Annotated in this window: 16 protein-coding genes; 6 read left to right on the forward strand and 10 right to left on the reverse strand. The window is 68.0% G+C overall.

Annotated elements, in window-relative coordinates:
• Positions 1–3 precede the first annotated feature (3 nt).
• From M9917_RS14060 to M9917_RS14075, 4 genes are all read left to right on the forward strand, one after another.
• Complete coding sequence (locus tag M9917_RS14060) at positions 4–1,017, forward strand: YcjF family protein (RefSeq protein WP_297254494.1); 1,014 nt, start codon at positions 4–6, stop codon at positions 1,015–1,017.
• 179 nt (positions 1,018–1,196) lie between these two features.
• The gene (locus M9917_RS14065) at positions 1,197–2,573 is read left to right on the forward strand and encodes a flagellar hook protein FlgE (RefSeq protein ID WP_297254495.1); all 1,377 of its coding nucleotides are present in this window, start codon (positions 1,197–1,199) and stop codon (positions 2,571–2,573) included.
• Between the two features lie 55 nt (positions 2,574–2,628).
• Positions 2,629–4,077: a flagellar hook-associated protein FlgK gene (flgK, locus tag M9917_RS14070; RefSeq protein ID WP_297254496.1), complete on the forward strand. Its 1,449-nt coding sequence runs from the start codon at positions 2,629–2,631 to the stop codon at positions 4,075–4,077.
• A 7-nt stretch (positions 4,078–4,084) separates the two neighbouring features.
• Positions 4,085–5,605 carry a hypothetical protein gene (locus M9917_RS14075; protein WP_297254497.1) on the forward strand — a complete coding sequence of 507 codons (1,521 nt, stop codon included), beginning with the start codon at positions 4,085–4,087 and terminating at the stop codon, positions 5,603–5,605.
• Positions 5,606–5,678: 73 nt separating this feature from the next.
• On the opposite strand, the gene flaF is transcribed toward M9917_RS14075, so the two are convergent.
• The 8 genes from flaF to M9917_RS14115 all read right to left on the reverse strand — a co-directional run bounded on the left by flaF (position 5,679) and on the right by M9917_RS14115 (position 11,321).
• Entirely contained in the window at positions 5,679–6,041 is a 363-nt protein-coding gene (gene flaF / locus M9917_RS14080; RefSeq protein ID WP_297254498.1) for a flagellar biosynthesis regulator FlaF, read from the reverse strand.
• Positions 5,977–6,417, reverse strand: a complete 441-nt coding sequence (flbT, locus tag M9917_RS14085) for a flagellar biosynthesis repressor FlbT (RefSeq protein ID WP_297254499.1) — start codon at positions 6,415–6,417, stop codon at positions 5,977–5,979. Before flbT ends, flaF begins: the two co-directional genes overlap by 65 nt.
• Positions 6,418–6,444: 27 nt before the next feature.
• Complete coding sequence (locus M9917_RS14090) at positions 6,445–7,293, reverse strand: flagellin N-terminal helical domain-containing protein (protein ID WP_297254500.1); 849 nt, start codon at positions 7,291–7,293, stop codon at positions 6,445–6,447.
• Positions 7,294–7,472: 179 nt separating this feature from the next.
• Positions 7,473–8,339 (reverse strand): flagellin, encoded by an 867-nt coding sequence (locus M9917_RS14095; RefSeq protein ID WP_297254501.1) that lies wholly within the window; start codon positions 8,337–8,339, stop codon positions 7,473–7,475.
• 446 nt (positions 8,340–8,785) lie between these two features.
• On the reverse strand, positions 8,786–9,217 hold the full coding sequence (locus M9917_RS14100; RefSeq protein ID WP_297254502.1) for a FlaG family protein: 432 nt from the start codon (positions 9,215–9,217) through the stop codon (positions 8,786–8,788).
• A 193-nt stretch (positions 9,218–9,410) separates the two neighbouring features.
• On the reverse strand, positions 9,411–9,896 hold the full coding sequence (locus M9917_RS14105) for a hypothetical protein (RefSeq protein ID WP_297254503.1): 486 nt from the start codon (positions 9,894–9,896) through the stop codon (positions 9,411–9,413).
• The gene (locus M9917_RS14110; RefSeq protein WP_297254504.1) at positions 9,886–10,239 is read right to left on the reverse strand and encodes a rod-binding protein; all 354 of its coding nucleotides are present in this window, start codon (positions 10,237–10,239) and stop codon (positions 9,886–9,888) included. Before M9917_RS14110 ends, M9917_RS14105 begins: the two co-directional genes overlap by 11 nt.
• Positions 10,239–11,321, reverse strand: a complete 1,083-nt coding sequence (locus M9917_RS14115) for a flagellar basal body P-ring protein FlgI (protein ID WP_297254876.1) — start codon at positions 11,319–11,321, stop codon at positions 10,239–10,241. Before M9917_RS14115 ends, M9917_RS14110 begins: the two co-directional genes overlap by 1 nt.
• 278 nt (positions 11,322–11,599) lie before the next feature.
• Here M9917_RS14115 and M9917_RS14120 point away from each other — a divergent pair, with 278 nt between their 5' ends.
• Positions 11,600–12,007 carry a flagellar assembly protein FliX gene (locus M9917_RS14120; protein WP_465246355.1) on the forward strand — a complete coding sequence of 136 codons (408 nt, stop codon included), beginning with the start codon at positions 11,600–11,602 and terminating at the stop codon, positions 12,005–12,007.
• A gap of 194 nt (positions 12,008–12,201) precedes the next feature.
• The gene (locus M9917_RS14125) at positions 12,202–13,416 is read left to right on the forward strand and encodes an NADP-dependent isocitrate dehydrogenase (RefSeq protein WP_297254505.1); all 1,215 of its coding nucleotides are present in this window, start codon (positions 12,202–12,204) and stop codon (positions 13,414–13,416) included.
• Positions 13,417–13,507: 91 nt separating this feature from the next.
• Here the strand turns inward: M9917_RS14125 and M9917_RS14130 are convergent, their stop codons facing one another.
• Both M9917_RS14130 and M9917_RS14135 read right to left on the reverse strand, forming a co-directional pair.
• On the reverse strand, positions 13,508–13,969 hold the full coding sequence (locus tag M9917_RS14130) for a hypothetical protein (RefSeq protein ID WP_297254506.1): 462 nt from the start codon (positions 13,967–13,969) through the stop codon (positions 13,508–13,510).
• Positions 13,970–14,050: 81 nt separating this feature from the next.
• Positions 14,051–14,527: a hypothetical protein gene (locus M9917_RS14135; RefSeq protein ID WP_297254507.1), complete on the reverse strand. Its 477-nt coding sequence runs from the start codon at positions 14,525–14,527 to the stop codon at positions 14,051–14,053.
• Positions 14,528–14,584: the final 57 nt, after the last annotated feature.

A 14,584-nucleotide genomic window follows, 5' to 3' on the forward strand; every position in this document is an offset into this window, starting at 1 on the left:
GCCATGAGCAAGGCACCGCGCGCGATCCGCCTCGATGCTCCCATGCCGGGCGAAGCGGCCGGCGAGGCCCCGGTTCGGCAAGGCGATCTCGCCATCCTGCCGGAAAGCGAGCCGATCGATGCGCCCGAGCCCGCCGCAGCGCCCGCGCTCAGGCGGCGCTTCTCCTGGGGCTCGCTGTTCGTGGCGGGGCTTTCGGGCTTCCTGGCGCTTGCGGCCGGCGTCTGGGTCGAGAACACGATCCGCGCGCTGATGAGCCAGAACCCGGCGCTCGGCTATGCCGCGCTGGTGTGTGCCGCCGTCGCGGCGCTGGCGCTCATCGTCATGCTGGGGCGGGTCACGCGCGACATCCTGCGCGAGCGCAAGGTAGAGGCGCTGCGCGCGCGTGCCGTCGCGGCGCTCGCCGCCGGCACGCCCGGCGAGGGCCGGGCGATCGCGGACGAGCTTATCGGCCTCTACAAGGGCCGGGCGCAGACGGCGCAGGGCCGCGCCGCGCTGCAGGAGGCGCTGCCGCAGCTCTTCGCGGCGCGCGACATGCTGACGGTGGCGGAGCGCAGCCTGCTGTCGCCGCTCGACGCGCAGGCGACGGCCCAGATCGCGCAGGCGGCGCGGCGCGTCTCGCTGGTCACGGCGGTGAGCCCACGCGCGCTGGTCGATGTCGTCTTCGTGCTCGTCGCCTGCGCGCGGCTATTGCGCGCGATCGCCGGCATCTATGCCGGGCGGCCCGGCACGCTCGGGCTGCTGCGGCTCGCGCGGCAGGTGATGAACCATCTCGTGCTCACCGGCGGCATCGCGGCGGGCGATGCCGTGATCCAGCAGGTGGTGGGGCAGGGGCTCGCGGCCAGGCTTTCGGCCAAGCTCGGCGAGGGCGTGATCAACGGCATGCTGACGGCGCGGATCGGGCTTTCGGCGCTGGCGGTGTGCCGGCCGCTGCCCTTCGTCGAAGCCAGGCCGCCGACGCTTGCCGACGTCGCGGGCGATCTCGGCTCCTGGCGCGGCGACAAGGGCGAGGCGGGCTAAAAGCCCGGCAAAATCTGCCGGGGCAGGCGATTCTGCCCGGTGCGGAGTGCCGCGGAACACTCCGTAAACCATCGAAACCCTTGAAATATCTTGCCCCGCAAGATGGCACGGGCCGTGCAGTTCCAGCCTCGACAGTTGTGGGCCGCCTTTCACGGGCTGCCGGTCGAGGTGAGGGTTCCATGGGCGTTTTCAGTGCGTTGACCACGGCGGTTTCGGGAATGACGGCGCAGTCCTATGCGCTGGAGAACATCTCCGGAAACATCGCGAATTCCCGGACGACGGGCTACAAGCGCGTCGATACCAGCTTCGCCGACCTCGTGCCGGACGCGGCGCTGAACCGCCAGGTCGCAGGCTCCGTCGCCGCCTTCAGCCAGGCGACGAACTCGATCCAGGGCGACCTCAACCCGACGCGCATCGACACCAACATCGCGATCAACGGCGACGGCTTCTTCGTGGTCGACCAGCGCCAGAGCGGGGTCGGCGCCAACACGCAGTTCTCCAACCAGAACCTCTATACGCGCCGCGGCGATTTCGACTTCGACGCCAACGGCTATCTGGTCAACGGCGCGGGCTACTATCTCAAGGGCCTCCAGATCGACCAGGTGACCGGCCAGCTCATCGGCACGCAGCCCGACGTGCTGCGCATCACCAAGGAGCAGTTCCCGGCCAAGGCGACGAGCTCGATCGAGTACCGCGCCAACATCCCGGCCGTGCCCGCGACGACGCAGAAGGCGCAGGGCGGCAGCGAGCTCCTCAACGCGGCAAGCGTCACGCCCGGCGGCGCGGGCGCCAACAACGCGGTGATGGGCGACGCCATCACCAGCTTCCTGTCGAGCTCGATCCCAGGTGGCTCGGTGACGGTCTATGACGAGCTCGGCCGGGCGACCAGCGTCGAGATGCGCTGGGCCAAGATCGACAACGGCACCCCGCCGGCGACCACGGGCACCTGGGGCCTGTTCATCGCCCAGAACACCGGTGCGACGACGGCCGCCGAGGTCGCCTATGTCCAGGCCGGCCAGACCGTCTCCTTCGGCCCGACCGGGCAGATGGTCTCTCCGGCGACAGGCGACATCGCGCTGCCGACGATGACGATCGGCGGCACGACCATCACCGGCATCAACCTGACGACCGGCGGCAACGGCCTGACCCAGAACGGCGACGTCAGTGGCCAGATCGACGCGCGCAGCATCCGCCAGGACGGCTACACCGCCGGCACGCTCGACCGCGTCTCGGTCTCGGCCGAAGGCCAGGTGATCGGCACCTTCAGCAACGGCCAGGTCGTGGCGCTCGCCCAGGTCTCGGTCGCGCGCTTCAACGCCGACAACTCGCTGAAGCGGCTCGACGGCGGCGCCTTCGCGGAGACGATCGAATCCGGCCCTCCGATCATCGGGCTCGGCACCTCGCAGCTCGTCGGCGGCAGCGTCGAGCAGTCGAACACCGACATCGCAGACGAGTTCTCGAAGATGATCGTCACCCAGCAGGCCTATTCGGCCAACACCAAGGTCATCACCACCGCCCAGGAGATGCTGACCGCGGTGTTCAACATCATCCGCTGAGCGGCGCGCTTGAAACGCGGCCCAGAAGGGCCGCTTCCGGCAACAGGAGTTGACGATGGGGCTGAGCACTTCCCTCAACACGGCGATCAGCGGGCTCAACGCCACGCAGGTCGGCATCGGCGTCGTCTCGCAGAACGTCGCCAATGCGGGGACGACCGGCTATGTCCGGCGCACGGTCTCGAACGCCGACAGTCTGTCGGGCCTGACGATCGGCGTGCAGAACACGCAGGTTCAGCGCCTGCTCGACAAGATCGTCCAGCACCAGCTCTGGCAGGAGGCCTCCGGCGCCGCCTATACGTCGACGCGGGCGGACGCGCTTTCCAACCTCGACAAGCTCAACGGCGCGCCGGGCAGCGCGACCGCGCTCGATACCATCTTCAACAAGTTCACCTCGTCGCTGCAGGCGCTCCAGAACGACCCGTCCTCCTACAGCCTGCGCTCGCAGGTGATCGACGGCGCGACGGACCTCGCGCGCCAGCTCAACACGCTCTCCAGCGGCGTGCAGGCCCTGCGCTCCCAGGCCGAGGCCGGCATCGCCGAGGGGGTCGCCAAGGTCAACGACCTGCTCGGCGCGCTGACCAAGGTCAATGCCCGCATCGTCGGCAGCCCGAACGACGCGGCGACGGCGGGTTTGCGCGATCAGCGCGACCTGATCCTCTCCGAGCTGTCGCAATATGTCGACATCAAGACGATGGAGGACGCCCGCGGCTCGGTCAGTGTCGTGACCGGCTCGGGGACGCAGCTCTTCGACGGGCAGGCGGCGGTCCGCTTCGGCTTCGACGAGCACAGCGGCCTCAAGGCCGGCGACCAGTGGAGCACCGATCCGGCGCTGCGCGGCGTCGGCACGATCACGATCCGCGACGCCTCCGGCAACGTCTCGGACGCCATCACCAACCGGATCTTCCGCTCCGGCGAGATCGCGGCCAATCTCGAGTTGCGCGACAAGACGCTGGTCCAGGCCCAGGCGCAGCTCGACGAGATCGCCGCGCATCTGGCCGAGGCGCTCGGTGCCGGCGGGGACCCGGTCTTCGTCGACGGCGCCGGCAACACGCCCTATGCCGGAGGGGCTGCCAAGACCGGCCTTGCCGCCCGCATCGCGGTCAACGACGACATCGTGCAGAACCGCGCCCTGCTGCTGGGGCCGGCCGGCACGCAGGCGGGAGACGCCACCCGCCCGGCCGCGCTGCTGGCGGCGCTGACACAGGATGAGCGCAGCTTCGCCCCGCTCGGCCTCGACGGCTCAACCACGGGCACGACCGGCACGATCACCGGTTTCGTCCAGCGCGTCGTCTCCTCGCAGGGGCAGGCGGTCGAGGCGGCCCGGCGCCTCGACGAGGGCCAGCAGGTCGCGCTCGCCTCGATCCAGAGCCGCTTCCAGGAAACCGCGCAGGTCAATGTCGACCAGGAGATGTCGATGCTGATCGAGCTCCAGACCGCCTATGCCGCCAATGCCCGCATCATCTCGACGGTCAAGGAGATGATGGACGTGCTGATGAGAGTGTGAGGCCGCGATGACCATCACCGCCTACGGAACCGGAGCCTATCGCGCGGCGCGTCCGAACGAATTCGTCTCGACCCGCGCCCAGTTCGACGATCTCCAGCGCCAGCTCTCCACCAAGGAGCGCGCCGTGAGCTATGGCGACCTCGGCATCGACCGGCGCGTCAGCCTCGACCTCAACGGCAAGATCGCGCAGATCGATTCCTGGCTCGGCGGCATCGCGCTTTCCGATGTGAACCTCAAGCTCGCCTCGCAGGGCGTCGAGAACTTTTCGAAGCTCGTCAGCGAGACGCGCGGCAACACGCTCGCCACCAACGGCTATGTGGAGAGCGCCAGCGGCCGCTCGCCCTCGCAGCTCCTGGCCGAGGAGAGCTTCAAGCAGACGCTCGACATGCTGAACACCTCCGTCAACGGGCGCTATCTCTTCTCCGGCCGGACCTCGGACGTGAAGCCGGTGGCGAGCTTCGACGAGATCATGAACGGCGACGGGGCCGGCAAGGCCGGGCTCAAGGACCTGATCACGGAGCGCCAGGAGGCCGATCTCGGCACCGGCGGGCTTGGCCGGCTGACGACGGACAGCCCCGGCCCGACGACCGTTACCGTCGCCGACGAGCCCTATGACTACGGTTTCAAGCTCGCCGGAGCCACGTCGAGCACGGCTGCGCTCGCCGTGACCTATAATTCCGGGACGCCGGCGGACATCGCCGTCGACGTGACGGCTCAGCCGCAGCCCGGCGATACGCTGCGCCTCAAGCTCACCTTGCCCGACGGGACGCAGGAGGAGATCACCCTGACCGCGCGGGCAGCCGGGACCGGCGCTTCGGACGCCGACGGCTTCGAGATCGGGGCGACGCCCGCCGATACCGCGACGGCGCTGAAGACGGCGCTCGAGAAGGCCATCGAGCGGGAGACGAAGACGAGCCTTCCCGCGGCTTCCGCCCAGCGCGCGGCCGAAGATTTCTTCGCCGGCAGCCTGAACGATCCGCCCAAGCGCGTGCCGGGCCCGAATTTCGCCAGCGCCACGGCACCGCCGGACAATGCCGGCAGCGCGGCGACGACGGTGATCTGGTATCGCGGCGACGACGGCACCGATTCCGCCCGCGGCACGGCGAGCGTCCAGATTGGCCAGGGACAGATCGTCGGCACGGGCGCGCGGGCGAACGAGGAGGCGTTCCGCACCGGGCTTGCCCAGTTCGCGATCATGGCGGCGGCGACCTTCCAACCCGGCGACGAGACGTCGCAGGCCGCCTACAAGGCGATGGCGTCGCGCGTCAGCGACCAGCTCGGCTATGCCGGCACCGGCCAGAAGCCGATGGAGATCATCACCGAATTCGGCTCGGCGCAGGCTGCGCTCGCTTCCGCAAAGGCGCGCCATCAGGACACGAAGAGCTACCTCGCCACGACGCTCAGCGGCGTCGAGAACGTCACGACCGAAGAGGTCGCGGCGCAGATCCTGACGCTCCAGACGCAGCTCCAGGCGAGCTACCAGGTGACCTCGATGCTCTCGAAGCTGTCGCTGACCAATTACCTCTGACCGGCGCGAGAGGCACCGGAAACGGAAACGCCGCCCCATCGGGCGGCGTTTCCGTTTCCAAGCCGCGGCGCTTTCAGCGCCCGCGCAGGCCGGCGGCGATGTCGCGGTTGATGTTGATGAGGATGGCGAGGCGCTCGGGGGCGGGGTTCGCCAGCACCGAGATCGTGTGCTTGAACACGAAGACGCCGAGGCTGCCGATGCTTTCCTTGATCGCTTTGGGCAGCGGATTGTCCGCGGAGGTCGCGGAGGTCGACAGGATCACCCAGAGCTTGCGGTTATAGGTGAGCGCTTCGTCGAGATCGCCGCGCAGCGCTTCCCAGTTGTCCTTGACGCCCTGGAGCCGCGTTGCAGCCTTCATCAGGATGCTCGCCTCAAGATCCCTTGGCGATGTCGTTGCCCGAGCCGTCTTCGCGTAGGCGCTCGCCCCGTACTGCATGTCCGATCAGTTCCCGCTCGTAATCGATCAGCTTCGCCGCACCCTTGAGCGCTTTGTAGAGGTCGCCGCTTAATATCCGGTTATTGATCTCTGCAATCAGGGGTAGCGCGCTCGGCGCCGCCGCGAGGAAATCGCGGACGAGCGGGAAATAGACCTCGTTGTGGTCGGTGAGGTCGCCGTTCAGGTACATCAGCTGGACGGCGAGATAGATCTTCCTGGCGGGGGTGTCCGCCGTCGCGGCCGTAAGGATGTCGCGCTCGCGCAGGACCGGCGCCTGGCCTTCGATGACGAAGCGGCTGCGCGAATCGCCGTTGCGGAGCACGACGGCGCCGATGATGATCCGCTCGCCGGGCTTGAGTTCGACCTTGAGCGCCATGCGCGTTTCTCCTGCGGCGTGGCGCCGTCAGCCGAACAGGCGCAGGACCGCCTGATCGGCCTGGTTGGCCAGCGACAGGGTGGTCTGCGAGAGCTGCTGGCGGGTGTTGAGGGCGAGCAGGCTGGCACCTTCCTCGTTCGGATCGGCCAGCACCAGCCCATCGGAGCCGGTGGTCAGCGCCAGGTTCATGTTCTTGGTGAAGTCCTGGCGGTTCTTCACGATCGCCAGATTGGCGCCGAAGGTCGAGGCCTGCGCGCGCAGCTTGAGCAGCGCGGCGTCCATCTCGCCGAGGGCGCCAGTCGTGGGAGGGGTGGCGGCCGGATCGCCGTTGATATCGGTATTGTTCGCCCAGCTGTTGGTTGCCGCGGGAAGCGGAAGGCCGAGGGTATCGAGGGCCGCGCCGGTGATGGTGAGCTTGCTGGTGCCGTCCTCGTTGAAGACGACCTCGAGGGGATCGGGGGCCGTGCCGATGAGGTTCGTGCCGTTATAGCCGGAATCCGCCGCCAACTGGTCGATCTGGGTGCGGATGGTCTCGTACTGCGCGGCGAGGGAAGCGCGTGTCGCGGCATCGCCGGACTGGAGCGCCTGCCGGGCGAGGCCCTGGGCGGTTTCGACCAGCTTCTTGATGCCGGTGATGCCGGCATCGGCGGCCTCGATCGTCTTGACCGCGAGGCCCATCTGGTCGAGCAGGCGGTTCAGGTCGCTCGCCCGGTTCTGGAGGCTTTCCGAGGTGAAGAAATTCGACGGGTTGTCGAGGGCGGAATTGACCTTCTTGCCGGTGGCGAGGCGGTTTCCGACGATGCCTTGCTGCTCGCTCGTGCGCTGGAGGGAAAGAAGGCTCTGGCGGACGGAGGCCGTGAGGACGACGTTGGACATGGCGATCTGCGACCCTGCGACGGCAACGACACCGTCTTCAGGGTCCACCATGAACCGTTAACCCTAACCGTTGGTTAACGACGCTCCCTCGTGTCGTGCGGCGGCAGGGGCGGGGAGCACAAACGAAAACCGGCGCGGCTTTCGCCGCGCCGGTTGATGTTGTCGGCGGTCCGGTTCGATCAGAACAGGCGCAGCACGGCCTGGTCGGCCTGGGCCGCCAGCGAGAGCGCCGTCTGGGCGAGCTGGCCGCGGGTCTGCGCCGCGAGCAGGTTCGCGCCTTCCTCGTTCGAGTCGGCCAGGACGAGCGCGTCGGCACCCGACTTCAGGGTGTTGATCATGCCCTTGGTGAAGTCCTGACGCGTCGAGAGGATGGTCGAGTTCGCGCCGAAGGTCGCGGCGGTGGTGCGCAGCGTCTTCAGGGCGGTGTCGATCAGCGCGGCGCTGTCGTTGATCTTGTCGCCGGCGCTTTTGGCGCCTGCGGCCGCCATGTCGGCGTCGTCGGCCCAATCTCCGGCGGCGACGTCGGTGAGCGCGAGACCGACCTGATCCAGGGCCTTGGCTTCCACGGTCAGCTTGCTGCTGGCGTCTTCGTTGAAGTTGACGGTGAGGTCGTCGGTCCCGGCGGCGGCGCCGGCCTTGATCAGGTTGGAGCCGTTGTACCCGGAGTCGTTCGCGATCGTGTTGATCTGCTTCAGAACTTCCGTGTACTGCGCCGCATAGGAGTCGCGCTCGGCCTGGGTCGTGGCGTTCTTCGCCGAGTTGGTCAGACCCTTGGCGGTCTGAGCCAGCTTGGTGATCGTCTCGATGCCCTTGTTGGCGGCTTCGAGAACCTTGACGCCCTGGCCGATGCCGTCGAGCAGGGTGCTGAGGTCGCTCGCGCGGTTGTTGAGCCCTTCGGAGATGAAGTAGTTCTGCGCGTTGTCCATCGCCGAGTTGACCTTGCGGCCGGTCGACAGACGCAGCTGAGCCTGCTGGGCGATCGAGGCGGCGTCGGAAATCGAGTTGAGCGAATTGCGGACGCCGGCAGAGAGAGACATCGTAGCCATGTTCGTTACACCTTCTAGTGTTTGCCATTCTGGCGGAAACGGCGCTTCGGCCGTCAGGGACCGGCGTTCTTGCCGGACGGGGAGACATTGCCGTGACGCTTCGTAACGACAGGTAAATTTCGACGTTAGAATGCGGTGTTGCCGGCGCCGGCTTCCGGCATGGTGAACGGCGGATTAAAGGGGGCGACAAAGCGGGAAGAGGCCTTGAGCCTGTCGATTCCGGAACCACCCCCGTCATTCCGGGGCGCCCGAAGGGCGAACCCGGAACCCACGACCGGGTGAGACATTCGATCCCCGGTTGCCGGTGGTCTACCCAGTCGTGGGTTTCGGGTTCTTCGCGAAGCGAAGCCCCGGAATGACAACGGTGGGGGCAGGGCCTGAAAATGACGAAGGCCCGCGCGAGCGGGCCTTCCATACAGCCTGTCCGAGCGCGGCGCCCGGCGGCGTCAGGCCGTCTCCTCGACCTGGTGGCGGGTCTGCTCGGCCTCGCGCGCCCGTTCGGTCAGCTCGCGCGAATAGGCGCGCAGCTTCAGGAGCGTCTCGTCGGGCAGTTGCGAGATGGTCTCGCCGGTCTGCTGGTCCTTCTTCTGGAACACCACCGCGCGTGTCTCCCGGTCGATGGTCAGCTTGCGCTCGATGGTTTGCTCGGGCTGCTCCTGGTCGGCCCGCGCGCGCTGCGCCTCGGCCGCGCGGTCCTGCGCCTGCCGGTCCTGAGCGCGCACATCGACATTGACGGCCGCGCCGGCAGGGGCCGACTGCACGGTCTGCTCGGGGGGAAGATCGACGCCGACGCCGCCGGCCTGGGCCGTCACATCGGCGCGGGTGACAGGCGGTGCGCTGGTCGCGGCCGCGATCCTGGGTGCGTTGCCAAAGTCCATGACCATACTCCTTCTGGAGTCTTTCACGGCGCCGCCGCGCCGGTCCCATCGGATGCCGGGAGCAGGACAAGGAAGCCCCGACATAGCGGAGACTGGCAGAAAAGATTGAATCCGGCGTCAAGAAATTAGGTAAATCTTGAGGGTTTCCGGTGTAACCGCGCCGTTAACCTTTCGCTTACCGAGGCAGGCCGGCTCAGAGCCGGCGCGAGACCATCAGCGGCCCGGAATTGGGACGGGCGAAGACGCCGGCCCCGACCGTGGCGGTGGGGCCGTAGCCATTGGCCCGCATCGGCCTGTTGGCATCGGCGGCAAGGTCGCGGACGACCGATTCCGAGACGGCCCGCGCCGTCGCCAGCACGATCTGGTTGGTTTCGATCAGGCCCTGGAAGGCATGGTGGGCTTCCTTCAGCCGCTTGACCTCTCCCGGCACGAAGCGGGCGAGGGCGACGGCGTTCAGCTTCACCTGCTCGACGCCGCGCATGTAGATGCCGGCGAGCTCGGTCTTGCGCGGCTCGCGGGTCATCGCTTCCGGCAGACGCCCGGCGCGGATCAGCTCGGTCTCCTCGCCGACGAGGTGGGAGAGGGCGCCAAGCGCCTCCAGCACGGCCTCGATCAGAGCGCGGGCGCCGAGCGGATCGGCGATGCGCGGGCGCTCGTCGAGGACAGGCTTAGCCGGCATTCGCGACCCCGCCCGCGGCCTGTTCCTGAAGATTGATCAGGTCGCGCATGATCTGATCGGAGAGGCCGATGCCGCCGGCTTTCTGGATCTGCCGGGCGTATTGTTGGGTGAGTTGCGAGCGCCAGATGCCGCCGCCGGTGCCGTTCTCGCCGAGCGGGCCTTCGGTGCCCTCGCCGGCGAAGAGCTTCTCGGTCATCTGCTCGAGGAACATGGTCTCGAACTCGTCGGCCTGCTTCTTCGCCTTGGCCTTGGCCGGGTCGAGCGCGTCGGCAAGGCCGCCGACGACCTTGCCGGCGACGCCGAGCGCCAGATTCGCGACGGGAAGCGCAAGCGCAGCAGTCATCACATCACCTCGATTTCGGCCTGCAGCGCGCCCGCCGACTTGATGGCCTGGAGAATGGAGATCAGGTCGCGCGGGCCGATGCCGAGCGCGTTGAGCCCGTCGACGAGCTCGGCCAGCGTCACGCTCTGGCTGATCAGCGCGAGCTTGTTGCCGCCCTCGGTGTCGACCCTGACATTGGTGCGCGGCGTCACCACCGTCCGGCCGCGCGCGAGAGGCTCGGGCTGGGAGACCTGCGGCTGCTCGCTGATGGTGACGGTGAGGTTGCCCTGCGCCACCGCCACCGTGGAGACGCGCACGTCCTTGCCCATCACGATGATGCCGGAGCGCTCGTCGATGACGATGCGGGCGAGCTGGTCGGGCTCGACGCGCAGCTGCTCGATATCGGTGAGCAGCTTGATCATGTTGCCCTTGAAGCGGGCGGGAATTTGCAGGACCACGGTCGAGGGGTCGGTCGGCTCGGCGGAGTCGCCGCCGACGAACTCGTTGATCGCGGCGGCCATGCGGCGCGCCGTGGTCAGGTCCGGATTGCGCAGCGACAGGCGCAAGGTCGAGAGCTTGTTCAGCGCGAAATCGATCTCGCGCTCGACGACGCCGCCATTGGCGATGCGCCCGACGGTCGGCACGCCGCGGGTGATGCGGCTCGCCTCGCCCTCGGCCGAGAAGCCGGAGATCGCCACCGGCCCCTGAGAGACGGCATAGACCTCGCCATCGGCGCCCAGCAGCGGCGTGACGAGCAGCGTGCCGCCCTGGAGCGACTTGGCGTCGCCCATCGCCGAGACGGTGACGTCGACGCGGGTGCCCTGGGTCGCGAAGGGCGGCAGGTTCGCCGTCACCATCACGGCGGCGACGTTGGCGGTGCGCATGTTGGCGCCGCGCGTGTTGACGCCGAGCCGCTCCAGCATCGCCTGAAGCGACTGCTTGGTGAAGGGCGTGTTGTTGAGCGTGTCGCCGGTGCCGTTGAGGCCGACGACGATGCCGTAGCCGAGCAGCTGGTTGGTGCGCACGCCCTCGATCGCGGCGAGATCCTTGATGCGCGAGAGCGCGAACACCGGCTCGGCCGACAGGCCGACGACCACGGCCATCAGCGCGGCCAGCGGCTTCAGCAGCGTCGTCAGGGCAAAGTTGCGAAACATGCGCTGGGCACCAGGGGCGATTGAACTCGCCAAAGCCCTTGCGAGGGCCATGCCAATCCGCACGAAATTGAAATGCCTTGTTTGTCAGTCGTTTGCAGTTCAGCTGCCAATCTGCCGAGCGTCCGCGGAGCCTGCGTTTCCTGCCGGGGCGGCAGTTTCTGCCGGGTGGTTTACCGGCTGTTAACCGTCTTTCGGCAAGGCTTCGTTAACCCTTCACGAGGCTGCCGATGATCAGGATCGATCCGCGCGCGCCCGTCTCGAAGACCGGCCAGGCCGGCTCCGCGAGACGCTCGGGCGGCACCGCCTTCACGCTGCCGGCGCAGGATGGCGCGAGCACGACCCGTTCTGGCGGCGTCGCTGCTGCCGGGCCGCTCGACAGCCTGCTCGCCGTCCAGGCCCAGGAAGACCCGCAGGAGCGCAAGCGCCGGCAGGCAAGGCGCGGGCACGACCTGCTCGACGGACTCGACCGGCTGAAGGCGGCGCTGCTTTCCGGCCGGGTGCTGCCCTCGGAGCTCGAGCGGCTGCGCACCATGCTGGCGCTCCGGCGCGAGGCGACCGACGATCCGCGCCTCGACGAGGTCATCGCCCATATCGAATTGCGGGCGGCGGTGGAGCTGGCGAAGCTCAGGCGGTAGGCGGCGCGGATCCTTGTCGGAATGACAGGGGGGGTGCGCTGCGATCGACTGTTCACATTCCCCGGACCGCCGCCCTCGTCCGAAAAGTTGATTCCCCTTTTCGGGCCGATGCTCTAGGAAGCGAGCCAGCCGTGGAGGTGGCCTTGAAGCCGCCATCCCGGATGGATCCGTCAGGAGAGCACAGGGGTCATCGCATGAGCAAGATCAAGGTCGCCAACCCGGTCGTCGACATGGACGGCGACGAGATGACCCGCATCATCTGGCAGAAGATCAAGGACACGCTGATCTTCCCCTATCTCGACCTCGAGCTCGACTATTACGACCTCTCGGTCGAGAACCGCGACGCCACCAACGACCAGGTTACGGTCGACGCCGCCAACGCCACCAGGAAGCACGGCGTCGCCGTGAAATGCGCCACCATCACGCCGGACGAGGCCCGCGTGAAGGAGTTCAACCTCAAGGAGATGTGGAAGTCGCCCAACGGCACGATCCGCAACATCCTCGGCGGCGTGATCTTCCGCGAGCCGATCATCTGCCGAAATGTGCCGAGACTGGTGCCGGGCTGGACCCAGCCGATCGTCATCGGCCGCCACGCCTATGGCGACCAGTACCGCGCGACCGACTTCAGGTTCCCCGGCAAGGGCACGCTCTCGATCAAGTTCGTCGGCGAGGACGGAAAGGTCATCGAGAAGGAGGTCTTCAAGGCCCCGAACGCCGGCGTCGCCATGGCGATGTACAATCTCGACGACTCCATCCGCGATTTCGCCCGCGCCTCGCTGAACTACGGACTGATGCGCAAGTACCCGGTCTACCTCTCGACCAAGAACACCATCCTCAAGACCTATGACGGCCGCTTCAAGGACATCTTCCAGGAGATCTACGACGCCGAGTTCAAGGCGGAGTTCGAGAAGGCCGGCATCACCTACGAGCACCGCCTGATCGACGATATGGTCGCCTCGGCGATGAAGTGGTCGGGCGGCTATGTCTGGGCCTGCAAGAACTATGACGGCGACGTGCAGTCCGACACCGTGGCGCAGGGCTTCGGGTCGCTGGGCCTGATGACCTCGGTCTTGATGACGCCGGACGGCAAGACCGTCGAGGCCGAGGCCGCGCACGGCACGGTGACGCGCCATTACCGCGAGCACCAGAAGGGCAAGGAAACCTCGACCAACTCGATCGCCTCGATCTTCGCCTGGACGCGGGGCTTGAGCCACCGCGCCAAGCTCGACGGCAATGCCGAGCTCGCCAAGTTCGCCGCGCTCTTGGAGAAGGTCACGGTCGATACCGTCGAGGCCGGCGACATGACCAAGGATCTCGCGCTCCTGGTCGGCGCCGACCAGAAATGGCTCTCGACAACCGGCTTCCTCGAGAAGGTCAGCGAGAACATGAAGAAGGCGATGGCCGCCTGAGGCGGCCTGCGCAGGCTACGCCAACCAGGAGCCCGGCCGATCGGCCGGGCTCCTTTCGTCTGGGGGCCTCACGTCTCGGGCGCCGCTCCGATCACCTGATCCTGCGGCCGAAACTCGGGCGCTGCGGGCCGGGGCTGCGGTTGACCGCAGGGCGCGGCGCCAGGGGCTGCTGCGGCGGCGGGGCCGCCGCTTCCGCGGAGCGCTGCGCCAGATAGCGCGCGATCATGGTGTCGGCCGCGGCGCCGTCGTCATCGGCGAGCGTCTCGCGAGGTCGGCTGCCGCGCCGGTCGGGGGACGGGTCGCGGCGAACGATCAGCCGCAGGATCCGGACGATGAGCGTGATGACGAAGACGAGCCCGATGGCGCCGAGCCCGAGGATGGTCGGGCCAAGGCCGATGGCGTTCGCTCCCGCGATGCCGCCCTCGATGCCGGCGAGCGACTTGAACGCTCCGAGCTCGCCCCAGCCGCCGACGAAATAGAGGATCAGGCTGCCGCAATAGGCGATGCCCATGAGCGCGCTGAGCACTCCGACGATGTTCTTCAGCGTCCGCATGCCGCTCTCCCTCGGGCACGCGTCACAGGATGCGGGAGAGGCGCAAACAAATCCTGAATCCGCGGCGCCCTCGCGGCGCGATCATTCGACGGTGACCGGCCGCCGCGCCAGGATGCGATGCTCCGCCAGGGGCGCGTGCAGCACATAGCGCAATTCGTAGCGGCCGGGCTGGTCCGGCGCCTCCAGCGTCGCTTCGACATTCTCGGCCGGGAAAAAGCGTGGGCCTTCCGCATCGGCCGGCGCATCTGGCCTGACCAGCACGACGCGATCCTGCTCGCCATTGGGGCCGATGCCGCGCACCGGCAGGCCCTGGCCGCGGCCGACGCGCCCGGGCGCGGCGAGCGTCGCCGAGGGCTCGGTGGTGGCGAGCGGCTGGCGCAGCAGGATCGCGGGAGCGCCGTCCTTCTCGACGGTGAGACGCAGTTCATAATGGCCGACGGCGCCCGGTGTCGGCAGGGCCGGCACGGTGGCCTTCGGCTCGACGACGACGATCGCCTTGCTTGCGGGATCGTCCGGGCGCGCGATGGCGAGGCGCGCGCCCGGCGGCGCGTTGCTCAAGAAAACGCTGAGCGGGCTGCCCGCCATGATGCTGCGAGCCGCCGAGAGCGAAGGCTG

Origin of the sequence: Bosea sp. (in: a-proteobacteria), assembly GCF_023953965.1 — a bacterium.
Classification (GTDB): domain Bacteria; phylum Pseudomonadota; class Alphaproteobacteria; order Rhizobiales; family Beijerinckiaceae; genus Allobosea.

What these genes read in the sequence shown, in the direction of transcription:
- M9917_RS14130 (WP_297254506.1), bottom strand. Translation starts at nt 13,969, where the DNA reads ATGCGGACGCTGAAGAACATCGTCGGAGTGCTCAGCGCGCTCATGGGC.
- flbT (WP_297254499.1), bottom strand. Translation starts at nt 6,417, where the DNA reads ATGGCGCTCAAGGTCGAACTCAAGCCCGGCGAGCGGATCATCATCGGC.
- M9917_RS14060 (WP_297254494.1), top strand. Translation starts at nt 4, where the DNA reads ATGAGCAAGGCACCGCGCGCGATCCGCCTCGATGCTCCCATGCCGGGC.
- M9917_RS14120 (WP_465246355.1), top strand. Translation starts at nt 11,600, where the DNA reads ATGATCAGGATCGATCCGCGCGCGCCCGTCTCGAAGACCGGCCAGGCC.
- M9917_RS14100 (WP_297254502.1), bottom strand. Translation starts at nt 9,217, where the DNA reads ATGGACTTTGGCAACGCACCCAGGATCGCGGCCGCGACCAGCGCACCG.
- M9917_RS14105 (WP_297254503.1), bottom strand. Translation starts at nt 9,896, where the DNA reads ATGCCGGCTAAGCCTGTCCTCGACGAGCGCCCGCGCATCGCCGATCCG.
- M9917_RS14090 (WP_297254500.1), bottom strand. Translation starts at nt 7,293, where the DNA reads ATGTCCAACGTCGTCCTCACGGCCTCCGTCCGCCAGAGCCTTCTTTCC.
- M9917_RS14110 (WP_297254504.1), bottom strand. Translation starts at nt 10,239, where the DNA reads ATGACTGCTGCGCTTGCGCTTCCCGTCGCGAATCTGGCGCTCGGCGTC.
- M9917_RS14125 (WP_297254505.1), top strand. Translation starts at nt 12,202, where the DNA reads ATGAGCAAGATCAAGGTCGCCAACCCGGTCGTCGACATGGACGGCGAC.
- M9917_RS14065 (WP_297254495.1), top strand. Translation starts at nt 1,197, where the DNA reads ATGGGCGTTTTCAGTGCGTTGACCACGGCGGTTTCGGGAATGACGGCG.
- flaF (WP_297254498.1), bottom strand. Translation starts at nt 6,041, where the DNA reads ATGCAGTACGGGGCGAGCGCCTACGCGAAGACGGCTCGGGCAACGACA.
- M9917_RS14115 (WP_297254876.1), bottom strand. Translation starts at nt 11,321, where the DNA reads ATGGCCGTGGTCGTCGGCCTGTCGGCCGAGCCGGTGTTCGCGCTCTCG.
- flgK (WP_297254496.1), top strand. Translation starts at nt 2,629, where the DNA reads ATGGGGCTGAGCACTTCCCTCAACACGGCGATCAGCGGGCTCAACGCC.
- M9917_RS14095 (WP_297254501.1), bottom strand. Translation starts at nt 8,339, where the DNA reads ATGGCTACGATGTCTCTCTCTGCCGGCGTCCGCAATTCGCTCAACTCG.
- M9917_RS14075 (WP_297254497.1), top strand. Translation starts at nt 4,085, where the DNA reads ATGACCATCACCGCCTACGGAACCGGAGCCTATCGCGCGGCGCGTCCG.